The sequence below is a fragment of the Streptomyces sp. XH2 genome (assembly GCF_049725035.1).
GTDB classification, from domain to species: domain Bacteria; phylum Actinomycetota; class Actinomycetes; order Streptomycetales; family Streptomycetaceae; genus Streptomyces; species Streptomyces roseoverticillatus.
This window is the reverse complement of the sequence record NZ_JBMMMZ010000012.1, coordinates 126,842-142,566: the sequence shown is the minus strand read 5'-3', so window position 1 is coordinate 142,566 and position 15,725 is coordinate 126,842. Positions and strand designations below refer to the sequence as shown.

The 15,725-nt window shown below is 70.3% G+C and carries 19 protein-coding genes, 1 tRNA gene and 1 pseudogene; 1 reads left to right on the top strand and 20 read right to left on the bottom strand.

Going from position 1 to position 15,725, the window contains the following annotated elements; all coding sequences use genetic code 11:
* Position 1: 1 nt before the first annotated feature.
* Together nrtL and ACOTKD_RS24590 are read right to left on the bottom strand one after the other, a co-directional pair.
* Positions 2-835 (bottom strand): ArgS-related anticodon-binding protein NrtL, encoded by an 834-nt coding sequence (gene nrtL, locus ACOTKD_RS24595; RefSeq protein ID WP_424891188.1) that lies wholly within the window; start codon positions 833-835, stop codon positions 2-4.
* Positions 836-898: 63 nt separating this feature from the next.
* On the bottom strand, positions 899-1,432 hold the full coding sequence (locus ACOTKD_RS24590; protein ID WP_424891187.1) for a response regulator: 534 nt from the start codon (positions 1,430-1,432) through the stop codon (positions 899-901).
* A gap of 133 nt (positions 1,433-1,565) precedes the next feature.
* On the opposite strand from ACOTKD_RS24590, the gene ACOTKD_RS24585 reads away from it, so the two are divergent.
* Positions 1,566-1,637 (top strand) — tRNA-Arg (locus ACOTKD_RS24585).
* A 143-nt stretch (positions 1,638-1,780) separates the two neighbouring features.
* Here ACOTKD_RS24585 and ACOTKD_RS24580 read toward each other — a convergent pair.
* The 18 genes and pseudogenes from ACOTKD_RS24580 to ACOTKD_RS24495 form a co-directional block, all read right to left on the bottom strand.
* The gene (locus ACOTKD_RS24580; protein WP_424891344.1) at positions 1,781-3,211 is read right to left on the bottom strand and encodes a tyrosine-type recombinase/integrase; all 1,431 of its coding nucleotides are present in this window, start codon (positions 3,209-3,211) and stop codon (positions 1,781-1,783) included.
* A gap of 50 nt (positions 3,212-3,261) precedes the next feature.
* Positions 3,262-3,456: a helix-turn-helix transcriptional regulator gene (locus ACOTKD_RS24575; RefSeq protein ID WP_424891185.1), complete on the bottom strand. Its 195-nt coding sequence runs from the start codon at positions 3,454-3,456 to the stop codon at positions 3,262-3,264.
* A gap of 326 nt (positions 3,457-3,782) precedes the next feature.
* Positions 3,783-5,324: a YfjI family protein gene (locus tag ACOTKD_RS24570; RefSeq protein WP_424891343.1), complete on the bottom strand. Its 1,542-nt coding sequence runs from the start codon at positions 5,322-5,324 to the stop codon at positions 3,783-3,785.
* Positions 5,325-5,393: 69 nt separating this feature from the next.
* Positions 5,394-5,759 (bottom strand): annotated as a pseudogene (locus ACOTKD_RS24565) (DnaB-like helicase N-terminal domain-containing protein); the annotation flags it as partial.
* 84 nt (positions 5,760-5,843) lie between these two features.
* Positions 5,844-6,395 carry a hypothetical protein gene (locus tag ACOTKD_RS24560; RefSeq protein WP_424891184.1) on the bottom strand — a complete coding sequence of 184 codons (552 nt, stop codon included), beginning with the start codon at positions 6,393-6,395 and terminating at the stop codon, positions 5,844-5,846.
* A gap of 17 nt (positions 6,396-6,412) precedes the next feature.
* Positions 6,413-6,790 (bottom strand): hypothetical protein, encoded by a 378-nt coding sequence (locus tag ACOTKD_RS24555; protein WP_424891183.1) that lies wholly within the window; start codon positions 6,788-6,790, stop codon positions 6,413-6,415.
* Complete coding sequence (locus ACOTKD_RS24550; RefSeq protein ID WP_424891182.1) at positions 6,787-7,029, bottom strand: hypothetical protein; 243 nt, start codon at positions 7,027-7,029, stop codon at positions 6,787-6,789. Before ACOTKD_RS24550 ends, ACOTKD_RS24555 begins: the two co-directional genes overlap by 4 nt.
* Entirely contained in the window at positions 7,026-7,250 is a 225-nt protein-coding gene (locus tag ACOTKD_RS24545; protein ID WP_424891181.1) for a hypothetical protein, read from the bottom strand. The genes ACOTKD_RS24550 and ACOTKD_RS24545 overlap by 4 nt, the downstream gene beginning before the upstream one ends.
* 10 nt (positions 7,251-7,260) lie before the next feature.
* On the bottom strand, positions 7,261-7,449 hold the full coding sequence (locus ACOTKD_RS24540; RefSeq protein WP_424891180.1) for a hypothetical protein: 189 nt from the start codon (positions 7,447-7,449) through the stop codon (positions 7,261-7,263).
* Between the two features lie 5 nt (positions 7,450-7,454).
* Entirely contained in the window at positions 7,455-7,736 is a 282-nt protein-coding gene (locus ACOTKD_RS24535) for a hypothetical protein (RefSeq protein WP_424891179.1), read from the bottom strand.
* A 140-nt stretch (positions 7,737-7,876) separates the two neighbouring features.
* Positions 7,877-10,054, bottom strand: coding sequence for a cell division protein FtsK (locus ACOTKD_RS24530; protein ID WP_424891178.1), 2,178 nt, complete (start codon positions 10,052-10,054; stop codon positions 7,877-7,879).
* 156 nt (positions 10,055-10,210) lie between these two features.
* On the bottom strand, positions 10,211-10,747 hold the full coding sequence (locus ACOTKD_RS24525) for a hypothetical protein (protein ID WP_424891177.1): 537 nt from the start codon (positions 10,745-10,747) through the stop codon (positions 10,211-10,213).
* Positions 10,747-11,856, bottom strand: a complete 1,110-nt coding sequence (locus tag ACOTKD_RS24520) for a hypothetical protein (protein ID WP_424891176.1) — start codon at positions 11,854-11,856, stop codon at positions 10,747-10,749. Before ACOTKD_RS24520 ends, ACOTKD_RS24525 begins: the two co-directional genes overlap by 1 nt.
* 53 nt (positions 11,857-11,909) lie before the next feature.
* On the bottom strand, positions 11,910-13,364 hold the full coding sequence (locus ACOTKD_RS24515) for a DUF2637 domain-containing protein (RefSeq protein WP_424891175.1): 1,455 nt from the start codon (positions 13,362-13,364) through the stop codon (positions 11,910-11,912).
* Positions 13,361-13,942 (bottom strand): WhiB family transcriptional regulator, encoded by a 582-nt coding sequence (locus ACOTKD_RS24510; RefSeq protein ID WP_424891174.1) that lies wholly within the window; start codon positions 13,940-13,942, stop codon positions 13,361-13,363. The genes ACOTKD_RS24515 and ACOTKD_RS24510 overlap by 4 nt, the downstream gene beginning before the upstream one ends.
* Positions 13,942-14,232 carry a hypothetical protein gene (locus ACOTKD_RS24505; RefSeq protein ID WP_424891173.1) on the bottom strand — a complete coding sequence of 97 codons (291 nt, stop codon included), beginning with the start codon at positions 14,230-14,232 and terminating at the stop codon, positions 13,942-13,944. Before ACOTKD_RS24505 ends, ACOTKD_RS24510 begins: the two co-directional genes overlap by 1 nt.
* Positions 14,233-14,318: 86 nt before the next feature.
* Positions 14,319-15,092, bottom strand: a complete 774-nt coding sequence (locus ACOTKD_RS24500) for a DUF4097 family beta strand repeat-containing protein (protein ID WP_424891172.1) — start codon at positions 15,090-15,092, stop codon at positions 14,319-14,321.
* 91 nt (positions 15,093-15,183) lie between these two features.
* Complete coding sequence (locus ACOTKD_RS24495; protein WP_424891171.1) at positions 15,184-15,654, bottom strand: transcriptional regulator; 471 nt, start codon at positions 15,652-15,654, stop codon at positions 15,184-15,186.
* Positions 15,655-15,725: the final 71 nt, after the last annotated feature.

Below are 15,725 nucleotides of genomic sequence, written 5' to 3'. Positions count from 1 at the left end.
TTTACAGATGTGCGGGTGCGGTGATGCCGAGCTGGTGGAGGCCGTCGGCCAGCACGTTGCCCGTGGCCTCGGCGAGGGCCAGGCGGGCGCGGTGGACGGCCGAGGGTTTCTCGTCACCGCGGGGCAGCACGGAGCGGTCGGCCTGCCAGGTCAGAAAGGCGCCGGCGATGCGGTCGAGGTGCCGGGCGAGGCGCTCGGGGCCACGGGCGGCCGTGACGCGGGGGTGGTCGGCGAGGGCGGCGAGAAGCGGCGCGGCGGCCGTGTGCCCGTACTCGGCCGGCTCGGCCGCCTCGGAGCGGAACCCCAGGTCACGGGCGTTGCGCAGCAGCCCCTGCGTACGGGCATGGGCGTAGCGCACCCGGAAGAGGGGATTGCTGTCGCGCTGGACGAGGAGCTCGGCGCGGTCGAAGCCGGCGGGCCACAGGAGGCTCCAGCGGGCGGCGTCGGAACCGAGGCGGGCGAGGAGGGCGGGACCGGGGTCGGGCAGCGGAAGCGGCTCGGTGGCGCGCGGCGGTGCGCTCAGCAGCTCCCGTACAAGCTGAACGTACGAGATCCCCTCAAGGGTGATGTTGAGGAACCCGCGCCCGGCGATCTCGACACGGGCGATCCCCGGCTCCGCGGCCAGCCGCTTCCGCAGCACCTCGGCGACCTCGCGGGCGGGCCGGCCGGTGTCCTGGGCCACGCGGAGGGCGACGTTGGTGGCGAAGTCCCCGCAACCGGGGCGGGGCGGGACCCGCACGGTGACCCGCGTGGGCACGGCGGCGGGCAGCTCGTCGGCCTCGACGGCGCACTGCACGGTGCGCAGCACGGTACGGGAGAGCTCGGCCGGGGTCACGGGGTCAAGCCTAGGGGAGAGGGGTGGGGCCGAGGCGAATGGGTTTCGCCGACCGAGACGGCGCTACTCCCCCCGGCTGAGGGACTCCACCCCGCAGACGGGCTGCACGGACTGTGCCCCGCCCCCGTCCCCGGGGGCCGAGGCCCCCGGCAACCCGTCGCCCCGCTCCCCCTTGCGGCGCCGCATGAGCCTGCGGACCAGCCGGACCATCTCGGCCGGCTCGAACGGCTTCGCCAGGAACGCGTCGACCCCGGCGGACCGGCCGCCCTCGACCTCCAGCTGGGTGCACGCACTGATGATCGCGATCGGTATGTCGCACGTCCGGGCGTCGGAACGCAGCCGGGCAGCGGTGTTCAGCCCGTCCAGCCGGGGCATGACGACATCCAGCGTCACCACGTCGGGCCGCACGCGGTGCACGATCTCCAGACACTCGGCACCATCGGCCGCGGTCACGACCTCGAAGCCTTCGAGCTCGAGGTTGACCCTGATCAGCTGCCGGATGACCTTGTTGTCGTCGACGACAAGGACCCGGCCGGACAAGCCAGGCACACCCCGAGAGTAAGCGCGCCCCCCGCGCTGCGTCCGGGTTTTCCCCACTTCCACCCCGTGCGGGCGAGCTCCCCCCACCCACCCCGCCCTCCCCCGCCCCCGGACCCCGCCGAACGACGTTGCGGATCACCCATCCGAAGCTGGTAATGTTCTACCCGTCACCGCGCGACGCGGACGACACGCCCCCGTAGCTCAGGGGATAGAGCAACGGCCTCCGGAGCCGTGTGCGCAGGTTCGAATCCTGCCGGGGGCACTTCGCAGAGGGCAGGCCAATCAGCCAGCTGACCTGCAGAAGTGCCAGGTATGAAGCCCCGGACTCAGTCTCACTGAGTCCGGGGCTTTGTCGTTGTCTGCCGCTGGTCGCGAGTGAGTGGCGAGTGAGATTTCAGGCGACGGTCACGGCCCGTTGCCTGCCTCGGAGTCCGAGGCCCACCCCATGGCCTCCTCGATCTTCCGGTTGTTGGCCTCCTCGCTGTCGTCTATGCAGCCGGCGTAGTTCCGGTGGATCACCTCCGGGGAGTTGCCGGCCCGCCGGGCCACCTCGGCAACCGGCAGCCCGGAACGCAGCCAGTTGGTAATGCAGGTCGACCGGAGGTCGTACGGACGCCGGGCGAGCGGCGAACCCACCTTCTCCGGCGGCAGAGCGAGCTCCCGGGCCTCCTGCCAGACACGCCAGTAGCTGGAGCTCCCCAGGAGTCCCCCTCGCTCGTTCGCGAAGAGCCGGCCGTCGGCGGCGGTGCCGAACTCCGTGATGTGTTCTCGGAGAAGCCGCACGAGGACCGGAGGTACGGGCACCGGACGATCCCTCTCGACGTCCCGGGACTTGAGCCCCCGCTTGTCGTGGCGCTCGCCGGAGTCTGTCCACTTCTTCCCCGCGACGGGCCGCGTCTCCTTCAGGGTGATCCTCCCCCAGCCGGTTTCGGGGAGATAGCACTGCGACTCCTTCAGGCCGACCGCCTCGGCCGGCCGCGTGGCCGCGTAGAGCATGCAGCCGAAGAACGGCACGAGCCGTCGGCCGCGGTTCCGGTGAACGGATCCGACGTACGAAACGGCTGTGAGCAGTTGCCGCCCCTGCACCTCATTCACCAGAACGCGCGGATCAACTACGCCGCTGTTTGAAGATCCATTACGCCTCACGCCCGCCAAGGGGTTCGCGTCCAGGTATCCCTCCTGCATCGCGTATTCCATGGCGGTGTTGAACCCGCGGCGCCGGCGCTTGTACGTCTCCGACGCGACCGGGGTGTCGTCCAGCTTGAACGAAAGCCGGTGATGGACATCCCTGACCACCCTCGATTCCAGCAGGGAGGAGAGCGGAAGAGATCGTCTGGAAAGCCACGCGCAGGCAGCGCGCAGTTCCTGCGGGGGCTCCTCATCCCTATGTGCAGGAACAACGGCCCAGCGCATTGCCAAACGCACCTGCTTCAGCTCCGGAGCTCCGGCACCCTCTTCCATCATCGCCAGCGCCACCGTGGCAAGACTGTCCGCCAGCCCCTCCCGCGTCTTCGCAGCCGCGGTCCGCCACCGGGCCTCCACGTACTCACGCGAGAAGTCCCACCAGTTCGGATCAGGGCGGGCGTTCGCCTTCTCGGCCGCGGCCCGCACCTCGGATTCGGGCAGACCGCTGTCGACGTCGAACCCTTCACCGCGCTTCATGGCCTGCCACAATTCCGAACGGCGGCTGTCGGCGAGCGTGACTGTGGCGAAACTGGCCGTCTTGACCTCCCCCGCCACGGTCCAACGCAGTTGATAGGGGGCCCTCTTGCTGTTGACCTTGCTCACCTTCCACAGACGAACGTCCGCGGAGAAAGTGGGCTCGTCAGAATCCACCGGCCCAGTGCTGCTCGCGGGGTGCTGCGGGCCCTTTCTGTTCCGGTCGATCACGCAGCATCCTCCCTGGCGGCGAGCCAGCGGTCGAACTCGGAACGCCGAATGCGGACCGAGCCGTTCGGGAGCTTGATCGACTTAGGCCCCTTCCTCAGCTGTCGCCAGCGGTAGAAGGTGGACCTGGACACGCCGGGCAGTTCGTCCAGCACTTGGGGGATGGTCAGCAGTTCATCTCGGGGCTTGGGCATGACTCCTCCTTGGGCGAGAGAGCAAGGGATGTGCAGGGGCGCCGCAGAAACCGCAGAATCCGCAGAAAGACGTGGAGGTCCGGTCTGACCTGCAGCGATCAAGGTGTGGGAACGCCGGCCGCAAAAACCTCAGGAATCTCCGCAGAAACAGCGGGTGCGCGGCGGGCCAAGTGATCGCCGGGGTGGCAGTCTTGTTTTCTGCGGAAGTTTCGAGGGATTTTGCGGCGGCGCGCTCAGGACTCGCGTCGCCACTGGTCAGGCAGGGTGAACCGCGGTTTCTGCGGATTCTGCGGTTTCTGCGTAAGGCCACCTGTGCGACGCAGGGGTCATCCCTGCGTCTCTCGCAGCTGCGGGTGGATGAGGTACCGGGGTGCCGGAGGTCGCCCGCGCTTGCCCGTGCGGGGTGGAGTCTGGCTACGGAGGTAGCCGTGCTCTTCGAGGAGAGCGACGGCGGGCTCCAGATCGGCGATGGTGGGGAACTCGGAGCGGGAGAGCTTGGCGAACAGGTCGCGGCGGCTGACGCTCTCCCAGCCGTTGGCCGCGAGGACTTCGAGGAGAGTACGGGCACGTGCCTGGGCGGCGTCAGCGCCCATGAGGTCGAAGACCGTCAGGGCGTGCTGAGCGAAGTACTCGGACACCTCGACCGCGGCCTTCATGGTGGCGGCGCTGATGGGTTTGCCGTAGCCGTCTTCGAGGTGGCCGGCCAGGTGGAGGATGCCGGCGATGCGGGCCGTGGCGCCGACGAGCTTGCCCGCCCACTTGCCGATGTGCCCCAGTCGTCCCCCTTTGGCGCGCAGCTGTGGTTCCAGCTGCTGGGCGTAGGCGCTCAGTGCCGCGTCTGCCTCAGGGGTGAGCGGGAGGACAGCGGGGTCGGTCCAGTCGGCCAGGGACAGGGTGAGTGCAATGACGTTGCGCTCGTAGCGCGCCGCGACGGCTTCGGGTACAGGGTCGGGGTTGATCTTCCGGTAGCCGACGAGGGATTCAGGGAGCGAGTACAGGAAGCGGGCCAGCAGTCCGCGTCCGTCGAAGCCGCGGTTCTTGCCGATGTCCTCGAGTACGGTCGGCTGCACGGCCAGGCCCATGGTCAGGGCGGGGGCTTCGACGTATTCCTCGCGGCTTCGGCGGTCCACGCGCAGGCGGTCGCCGGCGTGGCCTTTGAGGAAGACTTCCATGTTGGGGGTGCCGGAGTAACGTCCGGCGATGATGTCGAAGATGCCGCCTTCGGCCGACATGACCGCCAGGCGGCCGCCCTGGTCCGCGAGCAGGGTCGCGATAACTTCGGGAGTCGCGTCGTCGGCCAGCAGTCGGGGGCGCGGTGGGATGGTGAGCGCCTCGGCGGCCTGGGCTAAGGCGATTGCCTCGGCGACCAACAGATCCTTCTCCGGGCCTTCGGTCTTGGCTGCCTTCGCTGCGGCTTGGTCGGCTGCTTCCTGGGCCATCTTCGCGGTGAGTTCCGCCTCGACGATCGGCGCAGCTGCCGCGTTCAGGAGCATTCGTTCAGCCTCGTACAGCGGGCCGGTCATCGTGGCGAACACGGCCGATTTCCGGTTTGCGGGGCCCAGCGCAACGACCACGAAGAGGTTGGTGGGCTCGCGCCACCGCCCCCGTACCTGCACCACGGCCCGGCCGCCGGCTGCCGTTGCCAGGACCGACAGGGCCAGGGCGCCCGCCATGTCGACCGGGGTTTGAGTCTCCTCAGCGACCGCCGCTGTGAACTCGCCCAGCCAGGAGGGGAGGGCGTGGACGGGGAAGGGCGGGAGCTTGGGCTGATGGTTGAGCGGGATGGGCTCCGCCCAGACCCCGGGCAACGTCGAGGCACCGAGGGCCAGGGCCTCGCGCAGGTCCTCGTCGGTGGCGCCCGGGGCCATGCCGGCCTGGACGATGCGGGTACCAGCTTCGATGCTGCGGCGGCGCCGTGCCAGACGGTGCACGATCTCCGCGTAATGCGAAGCATGGGCTGTGGTAGGGACTGTCTGCACCAGGGTGTGCAGGTAGGCGCGGCCGCCGACGCGGACCAGGTCGCCCACCTGATCGAGGTGGTGTCCCAGGGTGATCGGGTCGACGGGCCGTCCTTGAGCGTGCAGCTCGATGATGGCGCAATGAATCGTCTCGTGGGCCGGCCGGTAGTGGTCAGCAGGGTCCATGACCGCGCCCACTTCGGCGATGGCGTCTGGAGCGAGCATCATCGCGCCGACGATGGCCTGCTCAGCTTCCAGGTCGTGCGGCGGAACCAGGTTCGTATCGGCGCCGCCGCGCAGCGGCACGACGGCGCCGTATTCCTCTGGGACTGGCTCGGCTGTCATGCTGGGGGTTCTCCTGTTTCTGCGAAGGGACAGTGAGCCGGGGTGGTCGCGGTCTTTGGCGAGAGGCGGCCACCCCGGGCGTATCTACTGGTCGGCGAGCCAGCGGGCGTAGGCCTGGCGGACGTAGCCGCGGTAGGACTCCTCGCCCTCATGACCCATCGGCTGTTCGCCGCACCCCGACTCGTGGTCTGCGCGGGCGAAGGCAAGGGCCGCGGCTTCGGCGGCCTCGACTACGTTGGCGGCGGCATCCGGGGCGTAGGTGGCGGCCTCGTCCAGGGCGATGCGGTCGAGCAGCGCCGCTTTGCGGAGCTGCTGTTCGCGCTCCGCCATCGGGGTGCGGCCGCCGGGCCGGCTCAGCTGCAACGACAGGCTCAGGACGTTGTTGATCTCCCTGAGGACCGGCGGGGCGCCCTTGTAGGCGGTCTCAGCGTCCGGCGACTCCTGGGCGGCTGCGGCGGCAGGTGTGCGGTCGATCGTGAGGCACTGGCTGTGGTCGGCCCTGATGTAGAGGCGGACCCGGTCACCCCCGCGAGCGGGGTAGGGGCGGCTCATGGCGCTGATGTCGAATGCGCCGGACAGGCGCCGGGTGATGGCATCTACGTCGTGGCTGTCGCAGATGATGCGGATGTCGAACACGTCTCTCCTCTGGGGGGTTAGAACGGCGGCTGGTCGTGGGCGCAGGCCGGGTCCGTGCACCAGGGGTCGTGCGCGGCCGGGCGTCGGCGGCGGGGGAAGCGCGGGGGCTTGGGGAGCCAGATGAAGGCCAGGGGCTGGAACGGCGCGCAGTGGCAGTCGTCGTAGCCCGGCTCGTCCACGTCGGGGCCAGCGCAGGTCACTTCGCCCAGGCCGCCGCAGGTGGTGCAGTCGGGGTCGGGTAAGCGGTGCAGGGCCAGGACTGGCCAGGGGCCGACCGTTCGACCGCTCCGGCTCGTGGAGACCCAGCCGGCCCAGTAGTGGACTGCCAGCCGGTGGCGGGCCAGCAGGTCCCGGATCGCGTGGTGCAGACGACGGTGAGCAGGGACGTTCGTCATGCGGCCCTCCGGGTCCTGCGGCGGTGGGCGTCGAGGTGGACGACGGCGGCCAGGGGGTGCGGTTCGCCCGGGGACGGCGGGAGCGGGGCGGGCGTGGGCGGTGTGGGGCGGAAGGCGGCGATGGCGGCCGCGGCGGCTTCGTCGTGGCGGCGGGCCTGGCGGTGTCCGAACAGGCAGACCGGACCGAGGATCAGGCCGGGGCCGAGGAGCACGCCGGCGGCGAAGAGGTCGGGGTTCATGGTCGGATCTCCCTGACGTGGTGGAGAAGGTCGGTGGCGGTGCCGCCGAGAAGGGCCAGGCGGTGTTCGATGGCCTGCCAGGACTCGGGGTCGATGCTCATCAGCGCGCTGATGGCTGTCGGCAGGTCTCCGCGGCCATGGGCGTTCAGGGCGTCGCGGAGGTGACCGGCTGCCATGAGGGTGATCGCCCCGGGGCCGGGCGGACTGGTGGGCTGGTTCATGAGCGCCCTCTCAGATGTTGGCGAAGGCGTTGACGACGGCGGCCGTCAGGCTGGTGACGGGTCCGGCGGCGCCGGTCGCGGCGAGGTGGAAGCCGAACATGGTGGCGACGAAGGCGGAGCCGTAGCCGAGGGACTTGGAGCGTAGGAGGAAGAGCAGGATCAGCCCGTACAGGAAGACGAGTGAGACGGTGACGCCCATGGGAGCTATCCCTTCTGGGGGCGTTTGGAGGCGGGAGAGTCGGTGCCCTGGCGGTAGGTGCGGGTCCAGCCGTTCCAGAGGTGGCGGCCGAAGCGGATGCGGATGCCGTGGCCGTCGCAGCGGCGGCAGTGCTTGCCGCGCTTGGGCTTGCCGTTGCGCCGGTGGGCGAGCTGGAAGCCGAGGCCGTCGCACTTGCGGCAGCGTCCGAATGGCGAGGCGGCACACACAGCGACGTAACAGAGTGTCACGCCCAGGAGGAGCGTGATAGCGAGCGCTACAGGGGTCATCGGGGCCCTTCCAGGCGGGTTCCAGGGGTTTCCGCAGGTGGGCCGCTATCCGCTAGCGGCCTGATCAGGCTCGGTTCGGGGTGCTAGCGGGGCCGCTAACGTTAGCGGGGCGTGCCGCTAGCGCTAGCGGCCCCGGACGTTCAGCTCGCGTCCCGCTTTCCGTGACGCTCTGCGATCGCTGCAGTGATGTGGGAGCGGTCGATGCCGCGCCGGTTGACGACCTTGCCGTCCAGTCGGCGGCCCACCTGGATCGTGGAGATGCCGTGCGGCTTGAGGGCCGCGGCGAGGGCATCGGGGTCCCATCCGTCGTAGACGTCGGGGCGCAGTTCGGCGAGCCGGGCGGTGACGGTCTCGGACCAGACCTTGAGTTCCTTGGCCGGGACGACGGCCAGGATGTCGGCGAGCAGGTCGTAGGCGGCACTCGGGTCGGTCTCGGGGACTTCGCCGAGGGCGTGGCCGGAGAGGGTGCCGGCGTCCTCGCGGAGCTTGCGGGCCCGTACCGCGAGCCGGTCGGCGGCGAGGCCGTCGGCGTAGACGGAGCGGACGATCCGGGCGTCGGAGCCTTCGCCAACGAAGTAGTGAACGCCCTTGTCAGCCCAGGCGAACATGGTCGCCCGCACCCCGCGCTTGTACGCGGAGGTGCCGAGGACCATGTCGTTCTCGACCTGGCCCATGACCTTCAGGCAGAAGCGGGCGGAGGCGTTCGCGCTGATCCCGGTCGGCAGGGACTTGGCGTCCGGGCGCTGGGTGGCCAGCAGCAGCACGATCCCGGTGGCCGGCCCGCGCTTGACCAGGTCGGTGCAGATCTCTTCGAACTCCGCACCGTACTTGGGGTGCTCGAACCACACCTGGCACTCGTCCACGCCCACCACGATCGGGTGCAGGTTCAGTCCCTTCTTAGAGGCGAGTTCGCTGGTGACCTTCGACTCCGGGCAGATGTCCCGCGGCAGAGAACGGATCGCCCGGGCCCGTCGGCGCAGCTCGTCGCGCAGCGCGCGCATATCGGCGATCGCGTACTCGATGTCCTCGTCCTCGTCACCCGCGCGGTGGCGGTGAGAGACCCGGTCTCCGACCGGGTCCAGGTCGCCGGTGCCCTTGAGGTCGTAGGTGTGCAGCTCCGCCCGGACATCGAGGGCGGCAATGAGCAGAAGCAGGCGGAGCAGGAAGGTCTTGCCCATACGCGGGATGGCGCCGATCACGGCGGCGATGTACATGAGGGTCAGCTCCACCCAGCGGCCCCGCTGGTCGGTGCCGAAGGCGACCGGCTTGAACAGGTCCACGGCCCCGCCCCTGAACAGCGGCCATACCGCTTGCTTGGACTTGGCCATGTCCTGATCGCCGACCCACAGCACCAGGCGCCCGGTGTGCTCCTCCGGTACCGCCTCGGGCCACACGCACCCCAGCGGCCGACGCAGGCCTGAGGCGAGCTTGTCGCGGCGCTCGATCACGTCCGTGACCGTCACGCCGTACGGAAGATCGCCCTCGGCGCGCCAGCCGGGGCCGTCGCGGGTAATGGGGGCGGTGAAGCTGAAGCCGTCCCGTCCCTTGCCCTGCGCTTGGTTGATCGCCGAGATCCCCAGAGCGCCCAGGGCTCGCAGGACGATGTCGCTGGTGAGCTTCTGAACCTTGGGCGTCTCCACGGCCCGCGTGATGACCGGGGCGTCCGCCCGGGTGCCGAAGCTGCCCAGGGCCAGCACCAGGGCACCGAGGGAAACCGCCTGCAGCCAGCCCGGGGCCAGGACATACAGGGCCAGGGCCGCGCCGAGGCCGACGAGGGAGGAGAGGATCGCGATCAGGGTGCGGAGCTTGACGCGGTTGTCGCGCTGGCGAGAGAGCTTGAGGTACTCGCCGGCGTCCTCGCGGCGCACCGAGGCCAGCCGTACGGGCTCGCCCTCGGTGTCAGCCACCCACCGCATCGCCCCGCCTACGAACCGGGCCGCGCCCCGCGGCGCCTGCAGACCCAGCCGCGCGGCGTACACCGGGGACCGCCACAGATGGTAGGCGGTCAGGTGGCCGTAGTGGCCGGCCACCCAGCGGGCGGCCGTCTCCAGCTCGGCCCGCGACTTCAGCCAGGACGGGACCACCGGCCGCCGCTTCGCCACGGCCAGACGCGCCATGAAGCCAGGGCCGGCCGGGTCCGGGCCGTCGACCATCACCACCGCGTCCGGGGCGTCCTCTTGGGCGTCGTCGGCAGGCGGTGCGGCAGTTTCGGTGCGGGCGGTGCGGGCCTTGTTCAGGTCGACGATGTCCGCACCGAATGGAACTTCCGGCTGGTCTTCGAGATGGGCGGGAGCTGCGTTTTCGTCTTCGTGGTTCACTGAGCTGCCCTTCCGTGCAGGGAGGGACGGGGCCCGGTTGTCGCTTTGGTCGGTGGAAACCGGGCCCCGCCTGTCAGTTGGCGTAGATGTTAAGCACGATCTAGGCCTCACAACCCGGAAAAAAATTCCGGGTTGTGGTCTCTATACGGTCTCGTTTCAGGCCAGTTGGGCGGCGAGGCGTTCGAGGGATCGAGCCTGTTCCTCGTCGCGGTCGATCGCACGGTTGGCGGCCTCGGCTTCGCGCCGACTGAACCGCTCGATGCCGTAGTTGCTGCGGATCTGCGCCTGCCGCACAGCGCGGGCACCGGGGGCGGAGAGCTGGACGGCGTGCACCAGCTCATGGACGAGCGTGACGTTCACTTCGGCCAGGTCGTCCTTGTGGGCCTCGGCGTTGACCAGCAACAGCAGCCCCTCCCCGCTCACGGAGGCGCGGCCGAACACCGGCTTCGCCGGCCTGTGGAGGTAGCCGAGCAGCACCTGCCCCAGCGTGCTGGGCAGGCCGACGCTCTCGCGCTCGGCGCGCTCGGCCAGGGCCCATACGCCGCGGGTGTCGGTGACGGTGATGGTCAGCGGGTCACAGAGGCGAGCGCGCATCTCCCTCTCGACCAGCCGCTTGGCCTGTTCGGCGACGGTGTGGATGTGCTGGACGGCGCGGCACTCGGACCTGCCGGTCCGGTCCGTGGAGATCCTCATCAGTCCTCCTCGGACCAGCCGTCGTCGCAGGAACCGACGCACCCGGTGAGGGCCTCGGCGTCCTTGAGCGCCAGGGCGAGGCTGTAGTCGTCGTCCACGACGGTCTCGATGTAGCGGCCGCACGCGCACGGCCGCACGAGAAGCACAACATCGCGTTGGCCGCCCCAGGGGGCGTCGAAGACGACGGGCCGGGACTCGTAGGTCACGAACATCCCGCCGCCCAGGTAGGCAACGGCCATGGGCCCTGTCCCTTCCTGCCCGCCCGGGTATCCGCGCCACGAGTCCCTCGACAAGACCTTGCCGAGCGTGCCCGGGAAGACCTTGTTCATGCAGGTGAACGCCCTGGCCTCGACGTCGCTGCGCTCGCGCTTCTCCTGCTCGCGGCGTGCCTTCGCCCGCGCCTCCTCCGTGTCAGCGAGGTGGCCGGCAGCCAGCTCCCGCAGCTGTGCGAGAAGGCCGTCGTCGCTCATGTCCCCTTCCTTCCGGGTGGCGACCACCTTGCGCCAGCTGTCCAGGCCGGGTCCGGCGGCGGGCTGCCTGCGGCGGGGCGCCTGGAGGCCGAGGAAGTCGTCGGCCATCACGAGCACGGGGTTACCGGCCCCGCGGTGACTGAAGGTCGCAGAGTCCCCCGCGGCCGCCCAGCGCTGGAGCAGCCGAGGGCTGAGGACCACCGGTTCATCCTGGGCGGGATTGGCCAGGGACTTGGCGACGAGCTCGCGCCAGTCGGGGAAGTCGGGATTCTCGTCGGTGACGAGCTCCACCGATCCGTGGCGGCCCTTCAACCACAGGACAGGCGCCTCGTCCACGTCGTAGCCGCTGCTCAGAGCCACCGGATCACGCGGATCGGTGAGCTCCAGGAAGCGATCGAGATTGCTGACCGCGGGCATGTCGAGGTACCTGGACCAAGCAGGCGCGGACTGGATGGCCGCGGCGCGGCCGATGGCAAGGGTGAACCGGTCGCTGGCCACCACGTAGAGGTGACTGCCGTCGAAGTCCAGCAGCAGCCCCTCCAACGTCGGGTTGGCGCAGGGCAAGGCCTTGTGCGGCAGAACCCTGGCCACGGCGGTACGCAGGCCGATGATGTCCAGGTCGTTCGGGTGGCTGGTCATCCCAAGGTTCCTTCCGGGGGATTGAAGGTGGGGATTGCTGGACGTGTGCGGCATCACCGGTCACCGCCGGTCGGTACCAGGAGGTCCTGCAGGCGGGCGGCCGTGGTGGCCTCGTCTTCGGGGACCAGGTGCAGGCCGTGCCGGCGGTCGGCCTCGTCGGCCTGAAACTGGGCGGTGATCTCGGCCCGCTCGGCCTGGAGGATGTCGCGCAGGTTCCGGGCCTTCGCCGCACCGATCCGCAGCGTGGTCCGCAGACGCTCGGCGTTCAGCTCCTCATCGGGCCACGCCGCGGTCTGCTTCCGCGCGGAGTCGAGCAGCTCGTCCGCGGACCGCCGGGCGGCCGCCTCGTACCGGGCGGCGGCCGGTACCCGGCCGGTCGCCCAACGGAGTGCCCTGCCGGTCGACTCCTCGGTACCCCGACTCCGCGGCTTTCCCGCAGGGCCATCGACCGCCTTCCGGACCGGTCGGACCGGCAGCGGAGGGAGCGGCCGGGCGGGTTCGGAGTCGGCCGACCGGTCGGGCAGCAGGGGCGCCGAAACGTGCAGATCAGCTACCGACCGTTCCGCCGCAGAGTCGGGACGGTCCTCCGGGTCCGTACGGGGTACGGGGCAGGTACGGCCGAGGACCGGGAGCACCTTGTCGTCGGCGGTCCACAGTCGGGCGGTGACCCGCTGCGGGCCGCTGTCGGCGGCCTCCTCGACCACCGCGCCCAGCCCTGCTTCCGCGGCGAGTCGGTCGGCCAGGAGTTGTGCGGTCAGTCCGGGGCTGGTGCCGTGGCGGATACGCCACGCGGCGATGAACGCTTCTTCGGCGGTGAGCGTGCCGTGGGGCGCCGCGGTGATGAGCCGGTCGGCGACCCGGCACACCTTGCGGTGGTGCCACTGGCGGCGGCGCTGGTGCCGGATGCGCTCGCGCTCCTCGCGGGAGGGGGCGTGGGAGCCGTTCAGGTGCAGCTCCCACATCCCCACCGCGAACAGCGACGCGACAGCCAGCACAACACCGAGCCATAGGCCGTAGTCGTGGCTGCCGTGCGAGAAGTTGATCGCAGCAGCCACCACCGCACAGGCCCACGTGGCGGCCCGGTAGCGGCCGGTCGGCCGACCGTGGCGGGCCGCCTCCGCGGCACCGAACGTCGCTGCCCACGCCCCGCCTTCGAGCATGGACGCCAGCAACGCGGCCAGCAGCGGCCCCACGCCGGCGGTCGACAGTGCGGTGAACTGCGCGGCCAGGGCCGGGACGATGGCGCAGGTCATGACAATGCCCGTGCACATCAGCGCCCCGTGGCCGACGATCCACGCCCGCCGGCTACGCCAGCGCTCGGCACGGTAGGCCTTGTCCTGCCGCTTCTCACTCCTGGCGGCCGCCCGGTCAGCCCGGTCCTGCTCACGCTCCAGCCGACGATCCTCACGCCGCTCACCAGCCAGCGCGGCCTTGTCGGCCCGGTCCTGCTCCCGATCGGCCAGTCGGTCCCGGCGCCGCTGCTCCTGCCAACTGCTCAGATCACTCATGCCGCCACCGCCTTGGCCGCATCAGTGCGGCGCCGACGTCGACTGCCTGCGACGTGGTTCAGGCATGCCTCGCACGGGTCTTCGCCCTCGCGGCGGTGCCGGAGGTAGCCACGGCGCGTACCGCACGGAGCGGGCTTGCTTTCCTGAACGCCTGAGGGCCGTGAGGCCGTCGCGATCTCCACCGGAGGTGAACCGGCCGCCTCGCTGGCCGGGAGCGCGGCTTCCGCGGCCTGACTGGCTCGGCGCATGCGTCGAGCCAGGTGATAGCGCTGGTTCGGGCTCAATCCACCGCGGATCCCGAACCGGCTGCTGTGGCTCCGGCCGCCCTCCGCCTTGAGGGCGTCAGCCAGGCAGGCTTCGATCACCGGGCAGCGAGCGCAGATCTCCCGTGCGAGGTCAGCGGTCTTGTGATCTCCCCGCTCGGGGAAGAAGAGTTCCGGCTCGACCGCAGCGCACAGAGCGCCGGCCAAGCCGGGGTTCGCCGCTACCTCGAACGCCAGCATCGCCCCAGCGGGACGCGCCGCCGCATAGTCGTTCCGCCTGCCCTCGATCACGAAGGCCGAGCGACGGGTACCCATCACGCCACCGCCTTCACGGATCCGACGAGACGGCCAGCGCGAACAGACCTGATGAACAGCGCCGTGCACGCAAGAGCACCCGCGTACAGCGCGTCCCAGGCGGCGATCTCGTCGCCAGCATTGCCCTGCTGGCGCAGGTCAGCGATGACCTGTTGGGCCACGTCCAGGCGAGCCACCCGGTTCTCGGGCGACTCGTGGATCAGCGGCCCCTGGAAGAGGTCGCGGTCGATACCGACCGGCACTTCTTCGAACTCCGCAGGGTCAGCTGCCCTGCCGATGTACGTACGCATACGGATCTCTCCTCTGCGAAGGGAGCCGGGGTGGCTGGGTCTTTGGCGAGAGGCAGCCACGCCGGCGGGAGAAACGTGCGAGTGGGTCAGCGCGTCCGAACGCGACCCGAGACGCTGCGGGCGCTCACCTGCAGTGCTCCGGCGTCGGTCACGGTGACGTCCCCGGAGACGCTGTGGGCGCGCAGGGCGCCGGAGGCCTGTCCCAGCGCCATGACGGAGATGTCACCGGACGTCGTGCTCAGGTCCGCGGCCTCCCCGTGGTACCGCTCCACGCTGATGTCACCCGAGACGGAACGTGCAGTCACGCGGCCGGCGGCGCGGTCCGCCATCACGTCGCCGGAGGTGGTGGAGGCATTCAGGTGGCGGACGGCCTGGACATGCAGATCGCCGGAGACGGAACGGAACTCCATCTGCTCGATGTCCCCGTAGACCCGGGCGTCCGAGGACTGCGAGACGATGCCGAGCGAGGAGCCGGCGGGGAGCGTCACGCGCGCCCGGATCGGGCTGACGGTGACCGTCCCTCCCCCGCCACCGCTCATCACGCGGCCGCCGATGATCACGGCCCCGGTGACTGTCCCGTTCACCACGCCCATCTGCTGCACGAGCCGGTTGCCCTGGAAGCTCTGCATGATCACGTTGTTGCCGATCTCGGGGACCTCCACGGTCATGGTCTGCCCGGTCTGGCTGCTACGGGCCCGGGCGACGGCCTCTGCCGCCGGGCCGGATTCGTCGTCGGTGACCAGGACCACCCCGGCGGTGGTCACGCTCTCGAAGACCTGGACGTCGATGGCCCCCATCGGCAGGTCCAGGCCCAGGATGACCGGGCCGGTGGACTCGGAGACGAACATGCGCTCAGTCATTGCGGAACTCCTCGATGCGCGAAGGGATCGTTCAGGGAGCGGGGCGGCCGCGGTCCTTGGCGAGAGGCGACCGCCCCGGTGGCTGCGCGGTTCAGACGGTGGCGATGATGAGTGCGGCGACCAGCAGCCACAGGTGGTGAAAGGACTGGTCCAGCGCGTAGGCCCCGGTCCCGAGATGCCCTGCGGGCCTACCCCCGGCAGTGACCGGGTGCGCCGGATGGACGGAACTGCCGAGGCTGTAGAACTCAGACTGACCGGTGACCCTGGCCAGCCACGCGAGGGTCGAACGGCGGTCTGCCCACCAGTGCGTGAATGCGTCCACGCCGAGACCGGCTACGAGCCCCGGGACCGCAATGTCCAGGTCCAGGACGGCAGCGGTCAAGAACAGCACGACGAGCTTGGTGGCGGTCAGGGTGGCAACGTGCTGGGTGTCGGCCAGACGGCCGGCCCACCCGGGCTTGCCCTTGATGGCCGACTGCTGCGACGTCTGGATCCAGTGATCCCCGACGCTGTGGCCGATGTACAAGGCGATGAACACCGCGGCGAACACGGCAGCGGGCATGGAGTCTCCTGGTTCTGCGATCGGGTTCGAGCGCCCTGGCGGGCGTCTCGCGGATCGGCGGAAGCCGGCTC

Coding starts and splice junctions, on each gene's coding strand:
- ACOTKD_RS24575 (WP_424891185.1), bottom strand. CDS start 3,456: ATGCCCAAGCCCCGAGATGAACTGCTGACCATCCCCCAAGTGCTGGAC.
- ACOTKD_RS24570 (WP_424891343.1), bottom strand. CDS start 5,324: ATGGCCCCGGGCGCCACCGACGAGGACCTGCGCGAGGCCCTGGCCCTC.
- ACOTKD_RS24555 (WP_424891183.1), bottom strand. CDS start 6,790: ATGACGAACGTCCCTGCTCACCGTCGTCTGCACCACGCGATCCGGGAC.
- ACOTKD_RS24550 (WP_424891182.1), bottom strand. CDS start 7,029: ATGAACCCCGACCTCTTCGCCGCCGGCGTGCTCCTCGGCCCCGGCCTG.
- ACOTKD_RS24545 (WP_424891181.1), bottom strand. CDS start 7,250: ATGAACCAGCCCACCAGTCCGCCCGGCCCCGGGGCGATCACCCTCATG.
- ACOTKD_RS24540 (WP_424891180.1), bottom strand. CDS start 7,449: ATGGGCGTCACCGTCTCACTCGTCTTCCTGTACGGGCTGATCCTGCTC.
- ACOTKD_RS24535 (WP_424891179.1), bottom strand. CDS start 7,736: ATGACCCCTGTAGCGCTCGCTATCACGCTCCTCCTGGGCGTGACACTC.
- ACOTKD_RS24525 (WP_424891177.1), bottom strand. CDS start 10,747: ATGAGGATCTCCACGGACCGGACCGGCAGGTCCGAGTGCCGCGCCGTC.
- ACOTKD_RS24520 (WP_424891176.1), bottom strand. CDS start 11,856: ATGACCAGCCACCCGAACGACCTGGACATCATCGGCCTGCGTACCGCC.
- ACOTKD_RS24515 (WP_424891175.1), bottom strand. CDS start 13,364: ATGAGTGATCTGAGCAGTTGGCAGGAGCAGCGGCGCCGGGACCGACTG.
- ACOTKD_RS24510 (WP_424891174.1), bottom strand. CDS start 13,942: ATGGGTACCCGTCGCTCGGCCTTCGTGATCGAGGGCAGGCGGAACGAC.
- ACOTKD_RS24505 (WP_424891173.1), bottom strand. CDS start 14,232: ATGCGTACGTACATCGGCAGGGCAGCTGACCCTGCGGAGTTCGAAGAA.
- ACOTKD_RS24500 (WP_424891172.1), bottom strand. CDS start 15,092: ATGACTGAGCGCATGTTCGTCTCCGAGTCCACCGGCCCGGTCATCCTG.
- ACOTKD_RS24495 (WP_424891171.1), bottom strand. CDS start 15,654: ATGCCCGCTGCCGTGTTCGCCGCGGTGTTCATCGCCTTGTACATCGGC.